14 protein-coding genes are annotated in these 21,653 nt (G+C 69.7%); 10 read left to right on the top strand and 4 right to left on the bottom strand.

Annotation, left to right across the window (positions count from 1 at the left end; translation table 11 throughout):
* Positions 1-24: 24 nt before the first annotated feature.
* On the top strand, positions 25-1,746 hold the full coding sequence (locus GKS42_RS00935) for a collagen-binding domain-containing protein (protein ID WP_154792138.1): 1,722 nt from the start codon (positions 25-27) through the stop codon (positions 1,744-1,746).
* A 75-nt stretch (positions 1,747-1,821) separates the two neighbouring features.
* Here the strand turns inward: GKS42_RS00935 and GKS42_RS00940 are convergent, their stop codons facing one another.
* Positions 1,822-3,162 carry an ABC transporter substrate-binding protein gene (locus tag GKS42_RS00940; protein ID WP_154792139.1) on the bottom strand — a complete coding sequence of 447 codons (1,341 nt, stop codon included), beginning with the start codon at positions 3,160-3,162 and terminating at the stop codon, positions 1,822-1,824.
* A 128-nt stretch (positions 3,163-3,290) separates the two neighbouring features.
* Here GKS42_RS00940 and GKS42_RS00945 point away from each other — a divergent pair, with 128 nt between their 5' ends.
* Positions 3,291-5,093: a gamma-glutamyltransferase family protein gene (locus GKS42_RS00945; RefSeq protein ID WP_154792140.1), complete on the top strand. Its 1,803-nt coding sequence runs from the start codon at positions 3,291-3,293 to the stop codon at positions 5,091-5,093.
* Positions 5,094-5,171: 78 nt separating this feature from the next.
* Here GKS42_RS00945 and GKS42_RS00950 read toward each other — a convergent pair whose 3' ends face one another.
* Positions 5,172-6,119: a helix-turn-helix transcriptional regulator gene (locus GKS42_RS00950; protein WP_154792141.1), complete on the bottom strand. Its 948-nt coding sequence runs from the start codon at positions 6,117-6,119 to the stop codon at positions 5,172-5,174.
* 145 nt (positions 6,120-6,264) lie between these two features.
* On the opposite strand from GKS42_RS00950, the gene GKS42_RS00955 reads away from it, so the two are divergent.
* A complete protein-coding gene (locus GKS42_RS00955; protein ID WP_154792142.1) occupies positions 6,265-6,708 on the top strand; it encodes a hypothetical protein in 444 nt (147 codons plus the stop codon).
* A 25-nt stretch (positions 6,709-6,733) separates the two neighbouring features.
* Here GKS42_RS00955 and GKS42_RS00960 read toward each other — a convergent pair whose 3' ends face one another.
* The gene (locus GKS42_RS00960) at positions 6,734-7,402 is read right to left on the bottom strand and encodes a hemerythrin domain-containing protein (protein ID WP_154792143.1); all 669 of its coding nucleotides are present in this window, start codon (positions 7,400-7,402) and stop codon (positions 6,734-6,736) included.
* A 250-nt stretch (positions 7,403-7,652) separates the two neighbouring features.
* Between GKS42_RS00960 and GKS42_RS00965 the strand changes: the two genes are divergently transcribed.
* The 3 genes from GKS42_RS00965 to GKS42_RS00975 all read left to right on the top strand — a co-directional run bounded on the left by GKS42_RS00965 (position 7,653) and on the right by GKS42_RS00975 (position 10,795).
* Positions 7,653-8,633 carry an ATP-binding cassette domain-containing protein gene (locus tag GKS42_RS00965; protein WP_154792144.1) on the top strand — a complete coding sequence of 327 codons (981 nt, stop codon included), beginning with the start codon at positions 7,653-7,655 and terminating at the stop codon, positions 8,631-8,633.
* The gene (locus tag GKS42_RS00970; protein WP_154792145.1) at positions 8,630-9,451 is read left to right on the top strand and encodes an ABC transporter permease; all 822 of its coding nucleotides are present in this window, start codon (positions 8,630-8,632) and stop codon (positions 9,449-9,451) included. Before GKS42_RS00965 ends, GKS42_RS00970 begins: the two co-directional genes overlap by 4 nt.
* A 126-nt stretch (positions 9,452-9,577) precedes the next feature.
* Positions 9,578-10,795, top strand: a complete 1,218-nt coding sequence (locus tag GKS42_RS00975; RefSeq protein WP_154792146.1) for a Gfo/Idh/MocA family protein — start codon at positions 9,578-9,580, stop codon at positions 10,793-10,795.
* Between the two features lie 112 nt (positions 10,796-10,907).
* On the opposite strand, the gene GKS42_RS00980 is transcribed toward GKS42_RS00975, so the two are convergent.
* Positions 10,908-12,197: a hypothetical protein gene (locus GKS42_RS00980; RefSeq protein ID WP_210769279.1), complete on the bottom strand. Its 1,290-nt coding sequence runs from the start codon at positions 12,195-12,197 to the stop codon at positions 10,908-10,910.
* Positions 12,198-12,524: 327 nt separating this feature from the next.
* On the opposite strand from GKS42_RS00980, the gene GKS42_RS00985 reads away from it, so the two are divergent.
* From GKS42_RS00985 to GKS42_RS01000, 4 genes are read left to right on the top strand one after another with little or no spacing between them, the layout of a single operon-like run.
* Positions 12,525-16,532 carry a golvesin C-terminal-like domain-containing protein gene (locus GKS42_RS00985; RefSeq protein ID WP_154792148.1) on the top strand — a complete coding sequence of 1,336 codons (4,008 nt, stop codon included), beginning with the start codon at positions 12,525-12,527 and terminating at the stop codon, positions 16,530-16,532.
* The gene (locus GKS42_RS00990; protein WP_232847866.1) at positions 16,529-18,832 is read left to right on the top strand and encodes an FAD-dependent oxidoreductase; all 2,304 of its coding nucleotides are present in this window, start codon (positions 16,529-16,531) and stop codon (positions 18,830-18,832) included. Before GKS42_RS00985 ends, GKS42_RS00990 begins: the two co-directional genes overlap by 4 nt.
* Positions 18,829-20,895: a beta-galactosidase gene (locus GKS42_RS00995; protein ID WP_154792149.1), complete on the top strand. Its 2,067-nt coding sequence runs from the start codon at positions 18,829-18,831 to the stop codon at positions 20,893-20,895. Before GKS42_RS00990 ends, GKS42_RS00995 begins: the two co-directional genes overlap by 4 nt.
* 39 nt (positions 20,896-20,934) lie before the next feature.
* Positions 20,935-21,645 carry an IclR family transcriptional regulator gene (locus GKS42_RS01000; RefSeq protein ID WP_154792150.1) on the top strand — a complete coding sequence of 237 codons (711 nt, stop codon included), beginning with the start codon at positions 20,935-20,937 and terminating at the stop codon, positions 21,643-21,645.
* Positions 21,646-21,653 lie beyond the last annotated feature (8 nt).

Raw genomic sequence — 21,653 nt, forward strand, 5'->3', positions numbered from 1 at the left:
GGGCGCCCATAAGTCAGGGGTGACATGAGCAAGAGGAAGACTGTCGGCGCGCTCGGTGCCGCGCTCGTCGCGGCACTCGCCGTGGTTGGTGCCGCGGTACCTGCCGGGGCCGCCGTCGGTGACGAGTTCAACCCGTTCGACGCCGCCGGCGGGTACAGCGTCTACGCGCGCGAGGACGCCACGCTCGGCAACGCCGAGACCGAGGGTGCGATCGCCGTCGGTGGCACGATGAGGGTCCGCACGGACGGCGGCGCATACGCCGTCCTGCACGTCTCGGCGGGGACCGGTGACTACCCGCTCCCGGTCGTCGACGGCGAGCCGACCCGGCTCCTGCTCGGCGGCTTCGCGACTGCGGACAACGGGCGGGTGGAGGTCACCGGCGCGGGCTCTGTCGAGGCCGGGGCCGTGAAGATCACGCCCCAGGGCGAGGATTCCCCGTTCGGGTTCTACGAGCGTGGCGGTTGGGTCCGCTACCGGCTCACCGACGCCGCCGACGCCGACCAGCCGCCGCTGATCGACGCCCAAGGGCAGGCCTGGCCCGGCGACGCTGCCGCTGCCTCCGCCGCGCTGACCACCGAGCAGCCCAGCGTTGCCAGTTACGTCGAGTCGGAGATGACCTGGACCTACGACGAGGCAGCCCAGTGCCTTGCCGCCGTCACGAACCCTGCGACCGGTCTCGCGAACCAGATCGGCATCGCCGAGAACGCCGGCGACCGGATGGTCCTGACCGAGCTCGCCGCGGACCGGCCGAACGTGGTGGACTACACCGCCATCGCCGGCGCCGGGCTGATCCAGTTCAGCGGGACCGTGACTCCCGGAGCCGAGAACCCCCTGATCATCCGGGTCGAGCCAGGCACGGCCCTGGTGAACGCACCGCGGACCGACTCCTCCGCGTACGCGCCGTACCTCATGTGGGACCTCTCCGCCGTCAGCGGAGCCGTCGAGGTCCGCGCCGTGAACTCGCGCATCGATGGCTCGGTGTACGCCCCGGACGCGGAGTTGACCGTGCATGCCCAGCCGATCGACGGCCAGATCATCGCCCGGAACCTTCACCTCAGCGACAGCGCAGGTGAAGCGCACGCCTACTTCTTCCGCGGCACCATCCCGTGCGGGCAGCAGCCGCAGCAGACCGGTACCTTCGCCGTGACCAAGCAGGTGACCGGCAGTGGCGCGACCCTGGTCCCGGCCGGCACCGAGTTCACCGTCGAGTACCGCCTCGACGGCGCGGCACCGGTTGCCCTGACGCTCACCGCCGGTGAGACGTCCGCCGCGATCGACGGCCTGCCGATCGGTACCGAGGTATCGGTGCGTGAGGTTGCGCCGGTGGCTACCGAGACGGTGACCTGGGGCGTGCCCGGCTGGAGCATCGGCGGCACCCCGACCGTGCCGGACGCGCAGGGCTGGGTGACGTTCACCGTGGCCGGCTCCACCGCGGTCGCGATCACCGTCACGAACACCGCGGTGCCGGCACCCGTCGAACCGATCGACCCGGTGGACCCGACCGACCCGGTGGACCCGACCGACCCGGTGGACCCGGTGGACCCGACCGACCCGGAGCCGGGCGTCGAGGTTCCGACCGGGCCCGGCCCTGATGAGCCGGGCACGCCGGCTCCGGACGCCGACGACTCGGTGACCGGGAGCATGCCCAGCACCGGCGCCGACCTCACCGCACCGATCGCGCTGGCCGCCGCGCTCGCGGCCGCCGGACTCGGTCTGCGCCGCATGGTCCGGTCCCGGAGGCACTGACCTCCAGCTGGGCCACCATGCGAGCGGCCCGTCACTCACGAGGGTGACGGGCCGCCGTCGGGCTCTGGTCGTCCGTTACTCGGCCTGCGCCTCGTTGCCGGCGTCCTGGGCCTGCTGCAGCGCCGTCGGGACGTCGAGGCGACCGGCGAACATCTCCTCGAAGTACGGCCCGTACGCGGTCATGCCGGCCTGCACCCGGGGTCCGATCGGGGCCGCGGTGGTGTCGCCCTGGGCAGCGTCCAGGAACACCTGGGTGTCCACGCCCTGCTCGGTCCAGTAGTCGGTGAACGAGGACTGCGCGTCTGTCGCGGCCGGGAACGAGGCACCGTTCGCGCCAAGCGGGAGCTGACCCTCCGCCGAGCCGAGCCACGCCAGGACGGCGGTGGTCGCCTCGAGGTTCTCGGTCGCGGCGTTGCCGAGCGCGGCCACCCCGTGCACGACGCCGACGCGCCCCTCAGGGCCCTCGAGCATCGGGGCAAGGCCCCACTCGAACTCGGCGTCCGCCATGGCCGGCAGCGAGTACTGGCCGGACTGGAAGAGGGCCATCTTGCCCTGCACGAACAGGTCGCGGGCGAGGTCGCCGTTCTGGCTGGTGTCCGCCGCGGAGGGGGAGACGTGGTGGGTGTTGATCAGGTCGACCACGTACTGGAAGGCGGCCACGCCCTCGGGGGAGTTGAACGCGAACTGGTTGTCCTCGTCCTGGAACACGCCGCCGTTGGACGCGAGGAAGTCGATGTAGATCGCCTGCAGGTCGTTCTGCGCGTTGAAGCCGAACTGCGCGACGTCATCGGGGTTGAACGCGGGATCGGCGGCGGTCGCGCCGGCGGCGTCCACCGTGAGCTGCTGGGCCGCCGGCAGGAAGGTGTCATTCGTGCCGGTGGGGTCCCACCGCAGCGTGGTCGGGTCGATGCCCGCCGCGTCCACGAGGTCCTTGTTGTAGAACAGCGCGATCGAGTCCGAGAGCTGCGGCACACCCCACAGCGAGCCGTCCCGGGTGTACAGGTCCACGATCGACTGGGTCCACTCGTCGTGGTCGTCGCCGAGTGCCTCGGTGATGTCGATCAGGTTGCCGTTGTCGGCGTAGAGCGCGAAGTTGGACGTGTTCGCCCAGAAGACGTCAGCCATCGTGCCCGAGCCGATGTCCTGCGGCAGGCGCTCCCAGTAGTTCGCCCACGGGACCACCTCCACGTCCACGGTGATCTCCGGGTTCGCTTCCGTGAACGCCGCGAAGGACTCCTCGTACGCGGCCGCCGCGGCCTCGTCCCAGAGCCGGAACGTCACGGTGGTGGACTCGCCGTCGCCGGAACCGTCGTCACCGGAGTCGCCCGAGCTGCCGGGCGAGCAGGCCGCCAGCACCAGCGCCGTCGCCCCGAGCGCGCCAACGGCGCCGAGCAGTCGTCTCCTGCGGATGTCCATCGATCAGTCCTCTCGTGCCGGGCGGAGTGCCCGTCCCACCGGCACGCTAGCGCCGACTGGCCGCCAGGCCACACGGCGGTCCAGGTTGCGACCGAATCGTGATACGCCGTCGCTGCGATACTGGCCCGATGTCGGCAACCGTGTTCACCACCCGCCCGGAACTGCTCGGAACATTCGGGATGGTGGCCTCGACCCACTGGCTCGCCTCGTCGGCCGGGATGGCCGTGCTGGAGGCGGGCGGCAACGCCTACGACGCGGCCGTCGCGGCCGGCTTCGTGCTGCACGTGGTCGAGCCGCACCTCAACGGCGTCGGCGGGGACATGCCCGCGATCTGCCACGACGCGAGGACGGATCGTACCTTCGTCGTGTGCGGGCAGGGCACCGCACCCGCGGCCGCCAGCCCGGAGGCCTACACCGCCCAGGGCGTCGACGCGATCCCCGGTACGGGGCTGCTCGCCGCAACCGTCCCCGGCGCATTCGGGGCGTGGCTGCTCATGCTCGAGCGGTACGGCACCTTTGGCCTGCGGGACGTGCTCGGCTACGCCATCGGCTACGCCCGCGACGGCTACCCGCTCGTGCGCCAGGCGGCGGACACGATCGCCGCGGTTGCTCCGGTGTTCACCGAGCACTGGCAGACCTCCGCGCAGATCTACACCCCCGGCGGGCAGGCGCCCGCGCCCCGCTCCCGGTTCGCGAACCCGATGCTGGCGGACACCCTCGAGCGACTTGTCGCTGAGGGCGAGGCGGCCGGGAGTACGCGCGAGGTGCAGATCGAGGGCGCCCGCCGGGCGTTCTACTCCGGGTTCGTCGCCGAGGCGATCGACGCCTTCGCCGCCACGGAGCAGTGGGACACGGCCGGCACCCACCGGGGCCTGCTCACCGGCGCGGACCTCGACGCGTGGCGGGCCGGCGAGGAGGACCCGGTGGTCGTCGACTTCGCCGGCGTCCAGGTCGCGAAGACGCAGGCCTGGGGGCAGGGCCCGGTTCTGCTGCAGCAACTGCAGATCCTCGCGCAGGCGGACCTCGCCTCGATGGGCTCGGGCTCGGTGGACCTCGTGCACACCGTGGTGGAGGCTGCAAAGCTCGCGTTCGCCGACCGGGAGGCCTTCTACGGCGACCCGGACCACGTGGACGTCCCCATCGACGAGCTCATCTCGCCCGCGTACGCCGCCGAGCGCGCCCGACTCATCGGTCCGACCGCGGACGGGACGCTGCGCCCGGGCTCACCGGCGGGGCGGACGCCGCGCCTTCCGCAGGCGGTACTGGCCGCGATGGCCGACGGCGGTGCGTGGCCGGATGGTCTGGCGACTCCGCCGGCGCCGGGTCAGGGCGAGCCGACCGTCGCCCGCGGCGACACCTGCCACCTGGACGTGGTCGACCGGTGGGGCAACGTCGTGTCGGCGACGCCGTCGGGTGGGTGGCTGCAGTCCTCGCCGGTCGTCCCCGGCCTCGGGTTCGCGCTCGGCACCCGTGCCCAGATGTTCTGGCTGGAGCCGGGCCTGGCGTCCTCACTGGCGCCGGGCACCCGCCCCCGGACCACCCTGAGCCCGAGCCTGCTGCTCGCCGGCGGGCGCCCGTACCTGTCCTTCGGCACCCCCGGTGGGGACCAGCAGGACCAGTGGACGGTGCCGTTCCTGATCAACCACCTGGTCTTCGGGATGGACCTGCAGGCCGCCATCGACGCCCCGACCTGGCACTCCACGCACGGCCCGTCCTCGTTCGCGCCGCGGGTCGCCGAGCCGCGCGGGGTGCGCGCCGAGACCCGGCTCGGCGCCGACGTGCTCGCCGAGCTGCGCCGCCGTGGGCACGACGTGAGCGACGCCGGTCCGTGGTCGCTCGGCCGGATCAGCGCGGCCGGGATCCGCGCCGACGGGATGCTGATGGCGGCGGCGAACCCGCGCGGGATGCAGGGCTACGCCGTCGGGCGTTGATGCGACGGTGCGCCGTCGGACCCGCGCGGCCGACCCGGCCGGCACAACGGGAGGTCCTGCGACGTGACCGGTCCGGCCTCACGTGGAGCGGGCCAGACGGGCCGTCATGGCGGCGACCGCGTCCCGGAGCTCGTCGGGGCCCTCGACCGTGAAGTCCGCGTCGAACATGCAGAACCACGCGGCCAGCGCGTTGTACGTCCAGGAACCAGCCTCGACCCAGCAGGACTCCTCGTCGCGGGCGATCACGGTGCCCTGCCGCTGGATCCACGGCGCCACCGTGGTGGCCGGCGCGTGCAGGAGCACCCGGCCCCGCGCCGGCCACTGGGCGGCGCCCCGCACCTGGCTGCGCAGGTAGTCGGCGAGATCCGCCTCGGGCAGCTCGCGCGGGGTGAACCGGGCGCCGTGCGGGGTCCGCAGCGTCATCCGGTCCGCCCGGAACGTCCGCCACGCCTCCCGGTCCAGGCACCACGCGACGAGGTACCAGCGGGTGCCCCAGCTCACCAGTCGGTGCGGTTCCACGCGCCGCAACGACGGCGTCCCGTCCTTGGCCACGTAGTCGAACCTGAGCACGTGGTGGTCCCGGCACACCGCGCCAAGCTCTAGGAGCAGGCCGGCGTCGACCTGGGGCGCCTCGGTCGCGGTCGGTACCGACGTGAACTGGAGCGCGTCCACGCGATGCCGCAGCCGGGACGGCATCACCTGCCGCACCGTGGTCAGCGCCCGCAGTGCCGCCTCCTCGATCCCGGCCACCCCACTGCTCGCGGTCTGCAGGGCGACGGCGACAGCCACCGCCTGCTCGTCGTCGAGCAGCAACGGTGGCAGCTCGGTGCCGGCGCCGAGGCGATATCCGCCGTCGGGCCCCTTCGTGGCCTGGACCGGGTAACCGAGTTCGCGCAGGCGGTCGACGTCCCGGCGGACCGTGCGCGGGCTGACATCGAGCCGGTCGGCGAGGTCGGCGCCGGGCCAGTCCCGGCGCGCCTGGAGCAACGAGAGCAGCTTGAGCAGTCGTCCGGACGTCTCCCACATGTCGCCAGTCTGGCACCGGAAGCGGCCAGTACTTGTCCGCTTCCGGTGCGATCTCGTCCGGCCGGATCGTTGCCGAACCGTCATAGCGGTGGGCCGCCCCCGCCCCTAGACTCAGGATCCAATCGTCCGCGGAGGGGTGGTCAGGGTGGCGCGATCCAGAGCGGTGTTGGCTGGGGTGTTCCTGTTCGGTGCGTTGCTCGGCCTGTCCGGGTGCGGCGGTGCGGAGGAGCCCGGCGACGGTGACTCCCCGAGCGGCTCCACGGAGCCGACGCAGGAGCCCACTGAGGAGACGACCGGCTCGGGCGACACCGACGATCCCGCGGTGAGCGCCGCCGTCGACGATCTGGCGGACCGTCTCGGGCTGGACCCCGGCGACATCGAGGTCGACACTCTGGAATCCGTCACCTGGCGAGACGGCGCGATCGGTTGCCCCGTACCGGATCAGGTGTACACCCAGGCGCTCGTCGAGGGCCGACGGCTGATCCTCACCGCGGAGGGCGAGGAGTACGCCTACCACGGTGCCGGCGAGGACGACCTGACGTACTGCGAGACCCCCGAGGACCCGCTCGAGACGGACGCCACCTCCTGATCCACGGGGTCGCCCGGTGAACTCCTCAACCGGCGAGGCCGTACACCTTCGCCCGGTGTGCCTCGAACTGACGCCTTCCGACAAGGCTGAACAACACCCGGACCGGCACCGGCAGGTTCGCGCGCATCCAGGCCTGCCGCTCCGCCGGGTCGTCGAAGGCGTCCAGCATCATCCCGAGCTGGATGAACTGACGGTCCCGCGGCACCGAGGCGCGGCCGTGCTCGCCGAGGACGTCCCACTCGGCCTGCGACATCGTGACCTGCGCGATCGGAAGGATCTGGTCCTCCTCCTGGCCGAGGTGGCGCAGCAGGGTGGCGAGCAGTTCGTCGAGCACCGCGGCGACCTGTTCACGGTCCACGCCGGAGGCGCCGGCCCGCCAGGCAGGCAGGGTCTCGCGCAGTTCCGTGATCAGCGCGGCGGCCTCCGCGTGCTGCGCGCGCATCTGTCCCACGTGCAGCGCGCAGCCGGGCGAGCGTGACTCGAGCTTGTCCCAGAGGAGCTCGTCCTCGGTGTGGTGATGGGCGTGCAGACCCGCGGCGATCTCCTCGACGTGGTCGGCGACGATCGCGGCACGGGTCACCTCGCCCTCGGCGACGCCGCGGACGAGAACGGGCGCATCGGTGAACACGCGGCGCAGGAGGCGGTGGATGACGAACATGTCATCGGTGTTGCAGGTCAACGCGGACGTGTCCATGAGGGGACCTCTCGAACGTGGGGGCCGACTCGGCGAGGAGGGGGAGTGAGCCGAGCGTAAGTTCGGGCGGCTGCGCGGGACAGGGTGAAAGCGCCGGCAGAACGGGTGAAAGTCCGGGCCCGGAGAGGGCCGTAAGGGGGGCGAACTCAGGCCGTCGGACCTCCACCTGAACTCCCTGAGGTAGCGGACCGACCCTGACCTCTACTGCTCGTAGCGTCGTTCCCACAACGACCGAGGAGGCACCTGCGCCATGATCCACACCGAAGGCCTGACGAAGGATTTCGTCGTCAGCCGCAAGGAGACCGTGCACGCCGTGCGCGGCATCGATCTCGACGTCGCACCGGGGGAGCTCGTCGCGATCCTTGGCCCGAACGGGGCCGGCAAGACCACCACGATGCGGATGCTCACCACCCTGCTCGCCCCGACGTCCGGAACGGCGCGGGTGGCCGGGTTCGACGTCGTCAGCCAGCCCGGGCAGGTACGCCGCCGGATCGGCTACGTGGGCCAGGGGAACGGCGCCGGACACAACCAACGCGCCGCGGACGAGCTGTACTCGCAGGGCGTCACCTACGGGCTGTCCCGCGCCGACTCGCGCCGCCGGGCCGGCGAACTGCTCGAGTCCCTCGACCTCGCCGGAAAGGCACAGCGCAAGGTGACCGACCTCTCCGGCGGTCAGCGCCGCCGTCTGGATGTGGCGATGGGACTGATGCACGCCCCGCCGCTCCTCGTCCTCGACGAGCCCTCCACCGGCCTGGACCCGCAGAACCGGGCGAACCTGTGGGAGCACATCACCGCGATGCGGACGGCGTATGACATCACCGTCCTGCTCACCACGCACTACCTCGACGAGGCCGACTCGATGGCCGAGCGGGTGGTCGTGGTCGACCACGGCGAAGTGATCGCCGACGACACCCCGGACGCGCTCAAGACCCAGCTCGCCGGTGACCTGCTCGTGGTCACCACCGACTCTCCCGACGGCGCGGCGCAGCTCGCGCGGGTCGTCGAACGGTGGCAGGGGGCGACCGAGGTGACCAGGTCCGGCACCCGGATCAGCGCGCGGATCGCGAACGGCACCACCCGCGTGGCCGAGCTCGTCCACACGGCCGACGCGGCCGCCGTCGGGCTCTCCGACGTGCAGGTGCGCCGCCCCACCCTGGACGACGTGTTCCTGAATCTGACCGGACGGAGCCTGCGCGAGAGCGGGACCGAGAACGAAGAGGTGGCGGCATGACTGCGACGGCCCTGACCCAGACCGGGGCGGTGACGACCGAGCCGGCTGTGGAGCGGAGCTCCTTCGCCCGCGACACCGGCATCGTCCTGATGCGCGAGCTGCGACCGATGCTCCGGGACCCGTTCTCGGTGGTCTTCGGGCTGGTGCAGCCGATCGTGTTCCTGGCCCTGTTCGGGCCGCTGCTCGGCGGCAGCCTGGCCGGATCGGTGCCGGGCGGGAGCGTCTGGCAGTGGTTCGTGCCGGCGATCCTGGTGATGACGGCGCTGTTCGGGTCCTCGACGGTGGGCTCGAACCTGCTCTACGAGATGCAGACCGGCGCGCACGAACGGATGCTCGTCACCCCGCTGTCCCGTTCGTCACTGCTGGTGGGCCGGGCCCTGAAGGAGATGGTCACCCTCGGCGCGCAGGCGGTACTGATCGTTGCCGTGATGGTGCCGTTCGGGTTCCGGCTCCACCCCGCGGGTGCCCTGCTCGGCCTCGCGCTGCTCGCCGTGTTCGGGATCGGCCTCGGCTCACTCAGCTACGCGCTCGCGATCGCCGTGCGCAAGCAGGACTGGATGTTCTGGGTGGTGCAGCAGACGTTCCTGTTCCCGCTGATGATCCTGTCCGGGATGCTGCTGCCCCTGGAGTCCGGGCCCGGCTGGATGCAGGTGCTCTCCCGGTTCAACCCGCTCAGCTACATCGTCAACGCCGAGCGGGCGCTGTTCTCCGGCGAGATCGCCACAGCGACCGTGGCGTGGGGCGTGGTCGCCGCGGTGGCGACCCTCGCCGTCGGGCTCGCGGTCGGGATCCGAGGGATGCGGCGCAGCGGCGACTGACGCGATCCGAGCGGAGGTGGCGCACCGGGACCGACCCGGTGCGCCACCTCCGTGTCCGTGCAGCGGGTTGATCCGCCCTCCGGACCCGTGGCGCGACGGCGCCGCGGATCGTGCCAGGATTGATCCATGAAGATCGGCGTCATCGGAACCGGCCAGTTCGCGCGCAGTTTCATCTCCTTGTGGCAGCTCCACCCGGACGTCGAGGCGGTCTACGTCTGCGACCTCGTCCCGGAGCGGGCCGCGGAGCACGTGGAGAAGTACGGCCTCGCCGGCTCGTTCGCGACCGCGGAGGAGCTGCTCGCGTCCGACGTGGACGCGGTCGCCGTGATGACCCAGCGGTGGAGCCACGGCGCGCTCGTGCTGCAGGCGCTGCGGGCGGGCAAGCACGTGTACTCCTCGGTGCCGATGGCGATGACGGCCGAGGAGATCACCGCGATCGTGGCCGAGGTCGAGGCCACCGGCCTGATCTACATGATGGGGGAGACGAGCTACTACAACCCCGCCGTGGTGTGGGCCCGGGAGAAGATCGGCGCGGGCGAACTCGGCCGCGTCTTCTACTCCGAGGGCGACTACGTCCATGACATGGACAACGGCTTCTACGCCGCGTACCGCTACAGCGGCGGCGAGGACTGGAAGTCGACGGCCAGCTACCCTCCGATGCTCTACCCGACACACGCGATCGGTGGCGTGCTCGGCGCACTGCCCACCTACGCGACCAGCGTGAGCTGCATTGGCATCGTCGACGACCGCGGCGACGGCGTCTTCGACGCCGACGTGTCCAAGTGGGGCAACACCTTCTCTAACATGACCGCCCTGTTCGAGCTCGCGGACGGTGGCGCGATGCGCACCAACGAGTTCCGGCGGGTCGGGTACTGGAAGGGCCACGAGTCGCGGTTCCGCTTCTACGGCACCGAGGCCGTGATGGAGCAGACCGGCGACGGTGCGAGCCTGAGCATCAAGACCGAGGGCGAGGACTACGCCAAGGGCGCCACCCTCGACATCAGCGACCAGTTCCACACCAAGGCCGCGCAGTTGCCCGAGGACTTCGGCGACATCGACCCGGCCCTGATGCAGAGCTTCAGCTCAGGCCTGGCCAAGGCCCACGACGGATCGCGGCTGCCGAAGGAGTTCGACGGCGCCCACAACGGCCACGAGGGTGCGCACCACTTCCTCGCGGACGACTTCGTCCGCGGCGTCACCACGAACACCCAGCCGCCGATCAACGCCTGGACGGCGGCCCGGTTCACTCTCCCCGGTGTGGTCGCCTACGAGTCCGCCAAGCAGGGCGGCGTGCGCCTGCCGATTCCCGACCTCGGAGCCGGTCCGGCGAACCCGAATTGGTGATCCGGCCGGCGGCGTGGCCGCCGGCCGGGCCGCCGAGCCGAGCTGCCCGGTAACGACGGGATCCACTGCCGATGCCAGCGGCTGCCCAGGGCCCGGTGTCACCCGAGGCGGCTCAGGTGTAGAACAACTGCGCGCTCGCGACGGTGTCGACGTCGCTGACGATCCGGACCCAGTGCGCCGAGAAACCGGTGGGGAAGGTGTGGGTCACGGCGGCCCCCGGTTCGACGGTGAGCGTCTCGTACGCACTGAACCGACCGTGCCCGTGGAAGTCGATCTCGATCGTGAACTGTGCGTCCTGCTCTCCCTGATTCTCCAGGTGCACGCACTTGTTCTCGAACCCAGTCATCAGGTATGGGTCGGACGGGACCGCTGCTCTGACCTCGGCCATCCACCACGGCCCGCCCCAGCCCGAGGCCTTGCCGAAGCCCCACAGATCATCGGTCTTTCCGAACCAGAGGCCGGACTGGGGCTCCGCCGTTGTCGGGCTGAGGCCCCGGCTCGGCGAGGCGTGATCGGCGCCGAGTACCAGCATGCCGCGCCAGGAGCAGAAGTCGCCGAGCACCCACAGATGCGTCGAGACCGGGCGAACACCCCAGATCCTTCCCCCGTAGGCCCAGGGCGACAGTTCGTAGAACATGCCGTGGTGATCCATCAGCAGCCGCTCGTGCTCGGTCTCCCGGATCCGTGGCCACTCGGTCTGCCACTTGTGGTCGAACGTATGTGAGGCCTTGGGCAGCCTGTACGTGGTCCAGGTGTCGTCGGACTCGGTGTAGACCTTCAGGATTGCCGAGGCCTGGTCCCATCCACTGGCGAAGATCGTGCCGCCGAACTCGTGTCGGCCACTGATCGCGGTGAAGGGCTTGCGCTCCAGGACCGTCCAACGTTCGCCGTCGAACTCGGCCAGGCGACCCTCGCTGCGGGTCCCGGCCCAGTCCTGCTCGTCGTACTCGTTGGAACACACGACCAAGCGTCCGAAGCCCGTGTAGCAGTCCTTGTAGTGGACGCGTGCACCGTTGCCGGTGCCGAGTTCGACGTTCAGGTCCGCGACCTGCTCGCATGCCAGGGTCCGCATGTTCAGCTCGAAGAGTTCACCCTCCATGCCCAGCACATAGACGAGATCATCTGGGTTCGTCAGGTGGCGCGTCGTGCCGCACACCCGGATCAGTTCGAGCTCCGGCACCGTGCGGATGTTGTGCTCGGCGTCGATCACATGCGGCCCGATGATCATCTGGTTCGACGGGTAGTGCACGAAGCGGTTCGTGTAGGTGCCATCGACGCCGATGGTGTCCGGGACGACCTCCATCGAGAGGTCGGAACTGATCCTGCGCAGGCTGACACCGCTACCGCTCTGCCGCTTGTGCGAGTTGTAGTTCTGCACGTACAACTCACCGGCCCAGGGCATCAGAGCACCGACTCCGATCTCACTGCGCGGGGGACCCAGGTCTCCGACCTGTGCCAGGTGAGGGAAGACCCCCGAGACGTTTGGCTGCGAGATTTGGCCGCTCACGCACTGCTCCTTCGGTGTGTCGTCGACGGCGGATTGTGCCGGGGTGAGGTAGCGGGCCGCTTGGCCCGGCCGCCCGGACCGTCGATCACGATGAATCTATAGTAGCACCGCACCCGTGCGCGCTCCCGTGTCTGCCTAACTCTGATGGTGCTATAGAAACATCGGTGCTGTTACAGTGTCGTTTGGATCGATGTCTAGCCGATGAGGGTCAGGAGTTAGATCGTGTCGAAGGTGCGCATGAACATTGCCTCGGGTCGCGGTGTCGTGGAGACCGGAGCGCCCGGGCTGAGCCGCCGTCAGGTGCTCGCTGGCCTGCTCGGTGTCGGGGCGCTCCCCGTCATCGCGCTAGTCGCTCCAGATTCAGCCAGGGCGGACCCGCCCTGCCCGGTCGCCGAACTCGACGAGCCGCTCGCGGACACCGCGATGAGCGACTTGAGCTACCAGAGCATCGTCCAGATCGCGGGCCCGAGCCACCGCGTGAACTTCCTCCGTGCGTCCTGGATCGGGTCGGGCGGCCAACCCGCTTCAGCGATCGTCCGCGACATCGAGGTCCACGATGGCTCGCAGTGGGTCACGGTCTCCGGCCCCGGGTCCCGCCTCGACGAGCAGTGGCGCGTGGTCAGCGGTGACAGCAGCACGATCAGCGCCGGCGACTACACGCAGGCTGCGAACCTCTGGCTGGCCCTGGGCTCGGTGACCAAGCTGTCCGCATCCGCTGCCGAACTGACCGCCGAGATCCCCGGCGTGCTCGATCTCACGGTCCGTTGGGATGTCTCCGGCACCCAGCCGGAGGTGCAATGGAGTCTGCACGTTCAGTCCGCCGGCACCTATGTGGTCGGCTATCACGCCACTCCTCGGCTCGAGTTCGAAGCTGTCGATGAGGTCCTGTGCGGTGCGCTCCAGCACGCCCGGTCGATCGGCTCTTCGACTGCCCTGTTCGCGTGGGAGCTTTTCGCGCCGATGGCACTCCTGCAGACCGAGGTCGACAACCGAACGCTCACCACCGGGGTCTACGTACCGGGCGACGTGATGGCTTTCGAGCACGAGCGCTTCCTCGGCTGGGATGACCAGCCGTTCGCGATGAGTCTGCGGAACGCGATGGGGCAGATTCAAGCATCGGTCTACGCGCCGCCCGGTGGACTGCGGTCGGAGCTGGCAGCGGACGAGAGCGTCGGATACGTGTTCGGGGTCGTCGCCAGCCTGTCATCCCTCTACGAGGCCCAGGTCAGTATCAGCCGGGACTCGTACGGGCTGACCCGGTACCGCCGCAACGTGTACGACACCTCGCTGACTGCGAGTGTGCACAACATGCTCGACCTGGTCGCGGTCGAGCCGGATGGCGACGACTCGGTCGACTTCGTCCCTTCGGTCTCCGGCTGGTGGAACCGCGCCAAGGGGTTCGCCAACATCGAGGCCGACCAGCAGACCAGGACCGCGACGTCCAGTGTGCTGGCGAGCGCCGCGTTGGTGGCATGCGGGCCGCAGGACGCAGCCTGGCTCTGGGAGCACCGCGCCCGCCCTCAGGCCGAATACAACTTCTCCCGGCGCAGCATGGCCCACTCGCCGAAGCACGGCTTCGGCGCCGACGCCCCGCTGGGAGGGTATGCGTTCGACGCCTGCTCGACGGTGCCGATGTGGCAGATGACCCGGGGCGAGTCGGCAGGCTTCGGGCACATCGCCCGGTTGGCCACGGCGAAACGACGTTGGCCGAACTTCGTCGCCCCGCTGTCCGCGCATCTGCTCACGCAGGACCCCGGCTGGCTCGCGGAGGCGAAGGCCGTCGCGGACATCTACATCGAGGACCGGATCTTCACGCCGAGCACCACCAACCACAGCGAGGTCGACTTCAGCGCCGAGACCGTCGAGCACTGGCTGGAGCTGGTCGTCCTTCACGACCTGACAGGCGAGCAGCGTTATCTCGACGCGGCGCACGCCGAGGCCAAGCGGTACATGGGTGCCTTCGACGTCCGTCCGGTGCCCGAGGGCACTGTGCTCTCCCCGGTCGGCGCTCCGATCGACGACGCCTACTACAAGTGGGTCACCAGCCCAGGCATCCCGAACTATCCGCGCGCCGTTCCGCCGACCGAGACGGTCGAGAAGTGGATGGTCTCGACGACCGGCCTGACCTACGAACAACTACGGACCTTCAAGACCGAGGGCGACGCCGGCGGCTTCACCCTGAACGCCGTCTGGGCTCCGTTCCTGCTCCGACTCGCGCACCTGGTCGGTGACGACTTCATCCGGGACATGACCCACAACATGGTGATTGGGAGGTTCAGCAACTACCCGGGCTACTACAACCGGCAGTTCGTCTCGTGGCCGATGCACCCGGACTATCCGCTCGAGGGTCCCTCCGGCACTTCGGCCATCTACTACCACCACATCCCAGCGCAGATCGGCCTCGCGATCGACTACCTGATCAGCGAGCACCAGACCAGGTCCGACGGCGAGATCGTCTTTCCCTATGCGTGGGAGTCCACCTTCGCGTACTTCACGTTCCACACCTACGGGCACCAGCCGGGAACGTTCTACGGCGATGACGGCGTCTGGCCGTACTTCCCCCAGGGGATCATCGCGGTGGACAACGCTCAGCTCAACTGGCTCACCGCCGTCGGCACTGGGCGGTTCTATCTCAGCCTGACAAACGCGACCGGGACCGTGCAGACCGCGCACGTCGACTTCGACGCGGCCCTCACAGGCATCGAACCCGACCAGACCTATTCCGCGTCGCTGATCGTGAACGGCGCCAGCACGGCCGTCACGATCGCACAGGCCGCCGTCGACGTCACGGTGCCGGGTCACGGGATCGCCGCGCTCGTCATCGACGTCCCGGACGTGCCGAGCATGCCGTGGCAGCGCGGCGGCGCCACCGACTGGACCTCGGTGAGCTATCACCTCGACGACATCGATGGTGGTGGCACCACCCTCGAGGACAAGGTCTACGGCGTCACGATCCCACGCCCGGACCGCAGGGGTTACGACATCTACATCCAGTCGAGTATCCCGGACGCGACTCCGATGTCGCTGCGCTACCGGGTCGACGACGGCGCCTGGGTCGATGCGCCCGCCAAGACCTACCCCCGTGAGTGGACGTTCGGCGTCGAGGACCTCCGCTCGAGTTTCAGCTATGTCGCGACGGTCGACGGTGTGGCTCGCGATGAGCGCACCCTCTACCTTCCAGGGTTCATCTCCGGCGGGCTGCCCCATGGGCAGACCGTCGGAGGCGAGCTGCGGACCGATCGCGGCTCCTCGACCCCCGGCGACGCCATCGACGTCACGGTGGTGCTTCGCAACGAGACCGATGTCGATCTCGACGGTGTCACGGCCTGGCTGGGGGTCCCGAGCGGGTGGACCAAGGTCGACCCGACGGTGCCGACGACGATTCCCGCGAACTCCTCGCTCGAGCTTCCCGCCGCGGTCACACCGGGCCCATACTCCGGGGCGACCGGAGTCGACCGGTCGATCACCGGCCGGATCCGCTGGAGCGGCGGTAGCAAGCCGTTGGCGTCGCTCGTCGTCCAGCACCTCACAGCGATGAAACTCCTCGATGTCTCGGCCTCGCCCGCTGCCGTCACATCCCTCACCGACGACGTCACAATCAGGACCTCGATCCTGAACCGCGGCGCCGCGGCCGCGACCGGGACGGCGACGCTGACGTTGCCGACCGGCTGGACGGCGAACGAGACGGCCGTGACGTGGAGCGCCGACCCGAGGTCGTGGGTCGCCGTGACCATGGTCGCAACTCCGACCGCCGCTCCCTTCGGTGACGCGACGCTCATGATCCAGCCGGGGGGCGGTCTTCCGAGCCGCTCGGTACAGGTCTCGGTCGGAACCAGATACATCGTCGCGAACGGAGACACCGCCTACAGCGAGACCGGGACCTGGCTCGCCAGCAGCCTTGAGGGATATGACGGCATCAGATCCCGCTACTCCCCGGAGAGCCAGTACGGCGGCACCGCCACGTTCACGCCGACGATCGCTGACGCCGCCGACTACGAGGTCTCGGTCTGGTACCCGACCAACCCGGACACCACCACGGACGCCCTGTACACGGTCACGACGCCGGACGGCAGCACCGACTTCCACGTCGACCAGACACAGGGAGCCGACGGCTGGCGCGTGCTCGGGACGTTCGCACTGCCGAGCGGAACCGATTCCTCGGTCACGCTCACTGCGATCACCGGGCTGGTCACACGCGTCAGTGCCGTGCGGTTCCAGCAAGCCTCATGAGACAGCCACCTAGCCCGGTGGCGGACAAGGACGAGATGCACGCCAAGACAAGGATCCCGACGGAACGGGTGACCGCAGAGGTCGTGGTGGTCGGAGGCGGGCTGGCCGGTGTCTGCGCCGCGATCGCCGCCGCCCGGCTGGGGCGCTCGGTCGCGCTCGTCACCAACCGTCCGGTGCTGGGCGGCAACGCCTCCAGCGAGGTCCGGGTATGGGTGGTCGGCGGCACGTCGCACGGCCGCCAGCGCTATGCGCGTGAGACCGGGATCATGGGCGAGCTGTTCGTCGAGAATCAGTTCACGAACCCCGAGGGCAATCCCTATTACTGGGACCTGGTCGTGCTTGGGGCGGTGCGAGCGGAGCCGAACATCTCCCTCTTCCTCAACACCGAGATCCATGACGTCGAGGCCAGCGGGCCAGTCGATGAGCGTCGCATCGAGGCGGTCACCGGCTGGATGACCGGCTCCGAGCGTCGGCTCCGGTTCCAGGCGGCGATGTTCCTGGACTGCAGTGGCGACGGCCTGGTCGGCCACCTCGCCGGTGCCAGGTACCGCATCGGTCGCGAAGCGCGAGCCGAGTATGACGAGCCGTGGGCGCCCGAGGCCGCAGACGACCTGACGCTCGGCAGCACGATGTTGTTCTACTCGAAGGACGCCGGCCACCCGGTCCCGTTCGTGCCGCCGACCTTCAGTCGGGACATCTCGACGACGTCGATACCAGAGCATCGCGTGATCAGCGTCGAGAAGGACGGCTGCTGGAACTGGTGGATCGAGTGGGGCGGTGAGGTCGACGCGGTCCGCGACAACGAGCGGATCCGCGACGAGCTCTGGGCGGTGATCTATGGCGTCTGGGACTACATCAAGAACTCGGGTGAGTTCCCCGAGGCGGAGCCGCTGACCCTGGAGTGGGTGGGTTCGGTCCCCGGCAAACGGGAGTACCGCAGGTTCGTCGGCGACTACACGCTCACCCAGAAGGACATCCTCGGCCAGACGGAGTTCCTCGACCGGATCGGCCACGGCGGCTGGTCGATCGACCTGCATCCTCCCGGCGGGGTCTACGCCGCGGAGCGTGGGAGCAAGAGCTGGCACCCCGACGGGAACTACCACATCCCTTTGCGCTCGCTGTACTCGGTGAACGTCGAGAACCTCCTGTTCGCCGGCCGCAACATCAGTGCCAGCCATGTCGCGTTCGGCTCCACCCGGGTGATGGCGACCTGCGCCGTCATCGGCGAAGCGGCCGGCAGCGCCGCAGCACTCGCCATCGCCAAGAACGCGACACCGCGGGACGTGGCGCACGAACACATCGACGAGCTCCAACAGGTGATGTTGCGTCAGGATGCCTCGCTGCTCGGGGTCGCCAACACCGACCGGTCCGACCTGGCTCGAACAGCGCGGGTCACCTCCTCGAGCAGCCTCGGCCGGGTCGCCTCAACGGCGGATGGCGTCCCCTTCGTCCTCGAGGTGCCGGCGGGCCTCGTGGTCCCAGTCGATCCGGAGATCGCGGGAATCGGGCTGTTCCTGGAGGTCTCCCGGCCGACGTCGGTCACGGTCGACATCCACGAGACCGACCTCCCTCAGAACTATGTCCCCGGCCGCCTCGTGGCGACGGTCGACGTACCCCTCGAGGCGGGGCGGCCGCGGTGGGTGCACCTGGACGTCAGCTGGCGGCCCCGCGCGCCCTGCAACGCGTTCGTCGTCGTGCGGGAGAACCCGAACGTCGCGCTGGCGACGACGACCGAGCAGTCCCCCGGGGTGCTCAGTTTTGCTCGTCGCGACATCCCCTACCGGGTGGATGGTGACCAGCCGCTGATCGAGTGGATGAAGCTGAGCGATCGGCGAGCATTCGCGGTTCAACTCGGCAGTGCCACCAGAGCCTTCGCGCCGGAGCGGGCCGTGGGCGGCTACAGCCGACCCTACGGGGGCCCGCAGATGTGGGTGTCGGAGCCGATGCGCCCCGGGACGCCGGAGTGGTTGCAGCTCGCCTGGCCCGCAGCCGTGACGGTCGGTCGGATCGAGTTGGTGCTCGACGATGACGTGAACGAGGACCTGGTCAATCTGCACCACCACCGCACCCCGTTCCGGATCATGCCGACCCTGATCCGCGACTACCAGCTGGAGGCATACGTGGACGGTGAGTGGCGAGTGCTGGAGCGCGTGCGCCAGAACCGACGTCGGCGGCACCTGCACGTGCTCGAGCAGCCCGTCACGACGGACCGCATCCGTCTCGTGGTCGGCTCGACCAACGGTGCGGCGAACGCGCACGTGGTCTCGCTGCGCGCGTACGGCCCGGAGGCGGCGTCATGACAGGACAGCCGAAGGGCTTCCACCTCGGCGCGTCCTACTACCCCGAGCACTGGCCGCAGGAGCGGTGGGAGCGGGACCTGGGCGCGATGAGCGACCTCGGTTTCACGACCGTGCGCATGCTGGAGTTCGCGTGGTCCCGGCTCGAGCCGGGACCGGGCGAGTACCGCTTCGCCTGGGTCGACCGTGCGGCGGACCTCTGCGAGTCGTTCGGCCTCTCGATGATGCTCGGAACTCCGACAGCGGCGCCGCCGGTGTGGCTGATCAGCGCGTACCCGGACATCCTGCCCGTCGGCCCGGACGGCCTCCGGCGACAACCGGGTGGACGGCGTCACTACTGTCTGCACCACGAGCACTACCGCGCCGCTGCACGTGGCGTCGTCGAGCAGCTGGCGAACCACCTGGCCGGGCGCACCGACATCGTGGCGTGGCAGGTCGACAACGAGGTCGGGGCGTACCGGTCGACGTTCTGCTACTGCGATCAGTGCGAGGCCGCGTTCCGGCGCTGGCTGGAGGCCCGCTACCACGATGTCGCCGCGCTCAACGAGCGGTGGGGGACCGTGTTCTGGTCGCAGGAGGTGCGGGGCTGGGACGAGGTGCAGATCCCACGGCCGGCCATGAACGGCTGGACCGGATCCAACAAGTCGGCACTGCTGGACTTCTGGCGGTTCAGTTCCGACGCGCTCGCCGACTTCGTGGGCGATCAGGCCGACGCTCTGCGCGAGTGGTTCCCGCAGGTGCCAGTCACGACCAACTGGACCAGCCTGACCACGGCTGCGTTCGACCGTGCGGCGATGGCGAAGCGCATCGATTTCACCAGTTGGGACAACTACGAACTCGACCTGTACGGAGCGTCCTTCAACCACGATGTGGTCCGCGGTGCCAAGCTTGGGCCGCAGCCGACGTGGACCCCGGAGCAGCGGTGCGCGCCACCCGACAACCGGCAGCACGTGCCACTGCTGCGCGACGGCGACGTCACCACGATGACCCTGCACAACATCGCGTGTGGCTCCGACGCGACGATCTACTTCCGGCTCGAGCAGGCGCTGTTCGGGGCCGAGAACGCCCACGGCGGCATCCTCGACCGCACTGGCGGCACCGACACCCGCATCTACCGCGAGTTGATGTCTTCGGTGCCGCGGCTGCGGCAGATCGGTGATGCGGTCGCCGGGTCGCAGGTGCGAGCCCGCGCGGCGATCGTGTACGACACCACCGCCGGCGTGGCGATCACCAGCCCGCTGCCACACCTGGTCAAGAAGCGCTCGCAGCTCCTCGGCCACATCGAACATCTCGTGCGCCCGTACCACCGTGCCCTGCAGAGTCTCGGAGTCGATGTCGACGTCATCCCGTGCGACCGGGACCTTGCGCACTACGACGTGGTCATCCTTGCCGGCCAAGTGATCGCGAGCGGCGACCTGGCGACCTCGGTCAGGGAGTATGTGGCCGGCGGGGGGTGCCTCGTCGCGACTCCGTTCACCGCGCAGGTAGACGACAACGACAACCTCGTCGCGGCCGCGGTCCCGGCCGGTCTGACCGACGTCTTCGGGCTCTCGGTCACCGATCAGGACTTCCTCGCTGACGGCGAGACCGTGGTGCTCGCACGACCCGTCGGCGCCGGGGAGGCACCGGTCCCCGATCTGCAGGGCGTGCTCTGCTGCGAGCTTCTGCGCCTCGCCGGCGCCGAGGTCACGTTCGAGTACCGGAACCGGTGGTACGCCGGCACGCCTGCGATCGCCTCGCACACTTACGGGCGCGGTACCGCGGTGTATGTGGGCACGGCGCTGGACCACGTCGCCGCGAGAAGCCTGCTGACCGAGGTTCTCGCCGAACGGGACGTCGAGTGGCACGACCTGCCCCCGGACGTGCACCTCAGGAGGCGGTTCGGGCCAGGGTCCGGACCGTCGGAGGGCACAGAGTACGTGTTCGTCGTCAACGGCGGCGAGGTGGAGCAGACCGTGACGCTCGCGGGGCGATATCGCGATCTGGTGTCGGGCGAGGAACGGGACGGTGTGATCGGGGTGAAGGCGCGGGATGCCGTCGTGCTCTGCCGTGCCAGGCCGAGGTGACGGACTCCAGGTCCGACGCCCGGCCGTAGACTTGAGGCCATGCTTCCGGCCCAACCGAACCAGTCGCTGATCGACGGGCTCGCCTGCCTTCACGCGCTGGCCGTCAGTCCGACCGCGGTGGGTTCGCGGGAGCTCGCGCGGATGCTCGATCTCGAGCCCACGCGGACAAACCGGCTCCTGAAGACCCTCGCGCACCTCGGGCTGGCGGAACAGGACGAGAAGCGCAAGTACCGCGTCGGTCCCGCCATCCACGTGCTGGGAGTCGAGAGCCTGCACACGTCGGGCTTCATCGATCGTGCCGTCGAGGTCCTGAAGGGCCTCGACGACAAGCGCCTCACGGTCGCGATGGGCGTGCTCTGGCAGGACCTCATCTGCTACCTGTATCACCAGTACCCCTCGAACACCGATGGCGGGACGATCCGGCACCGGCCCGTTCCGGCGTCGACCTCCGGACTCGGGCTCGTGCTGATGGCGCAGAAGAGCGATGACGAGCTACGAGCGCAGTACGCCGCCACCCGCAGCGGTGTGCACCTCGAGGGCCGCGACGGTCTGCTTGAGCGGGTTGCCAGGGTCCGTCGCCAGGGATACGCACTCTTCGACGCCGGTGATGGCAAGCGCACGGTCGCGATCGCTCTCGAGGGCGGTCATCGGGTGGCCGTCGGCGTCTCGGGTTCATTCCCGGACGACGACGTGCCCGGGTTGGTCGGCGAACTCAGGTCCGCAGCAGCCCAGCTCGCGCAGGCGAGCTGAACCGCTCC

The organism is Occultella kanbiaonis, from assembly GCF_009708215.1.
Lineage (GTDB): Bacteria > Actinomycetota > Actinomycetes > Actinomycetales > Beutenbergiaceae > Occultella > Occultella kanbiaonis.

Bases quoted from the DNA above. Each gene is read 5' to 3' on its own strand.
- GKS42_RS00935 (WP_154792138.1), top strand. From the start codon at position 25: ATGAGCAAGAGGAAGACTGTCGGCGCGCTCGGTGCCGCGCTCGTCGCG.
- GKS42_RS00940 (WP_154792139.1), bottom strand. From the start codon at position 3,162: ATGGACATCCGCAGGAGACGACTGCTCGGCGCCGTTGGCGCGCTCGGG.
- GKS42_RS00945 (WP_154792140.1), top strand. From the start codon at position 3,291: ATGTCGGCAACCGTGTTCACCACCCGCCCGGAACTGCTCGGAACATTC.
- GKS42_RS00950 (WP_154792141.1), bottom strand. From the start codon at position 6,119: ATGTGGGAGACGTCCGGACGACTGCTCAAGCTGCTCTCGTTGCTCCAG.
- GKS42_RS00960 (WP_154792143.1), bottom strand. From the start codon at position 7,402: ATGGACACGTCCGCGTTGACCTGCAACACCGATGACATGTTCGTCATC.
- GKS42_RS00965 (WP_154792144.1), top strand. From the start codon at position 7,653: ATGATCCACACCGAAGGCCTGACGAAGGATTTCGTCGTCAGCCGCAAG.
- GKS42_RS00970 (WP_154792145.1), top strand. From the start codon at position 8,630: ATGACTGCGACGGCCCTGACCCAGACCGGGGCGGTGACGACCGAGCCG.
- GKS42_RS00975 (WP_154792146.1), top strand. From the start codon at position 9,578: ATGAAGATCGGCGTCATCGGAACCGGCCAGTTCGCGCGCAGTTTCATC.
- GKS42_RS00980 (WP_210769279.1), bottom strand. From the start codon at position 12,197: ATGCCCTGGGCCGGTGAGTTGTACGTGCAGAACTACAACTCGCACAAG.
- GKS42_RS00990 (WP_232847866.1), top strand. From the start codon at position 16,529: ATGAGACAGCCACCTAGCCCGGTGGCGGACAAGGACGAGATGCACGCC.
- GKS42_RS00995 (WP_154792149.1), top strand. From the start codon at position 18,829: ATGACAGGACAGCCGAAGGGCTTCCACCTCGGCGCGTCCTACTACCCC.
- GKS42_RS01000 (WP_154792150.1), top strand. From the start codon at position 20,935: ATGCTTCCGGCCCAACCGAACCAGTCGCTGATCGACGGGCTCGCCTGC.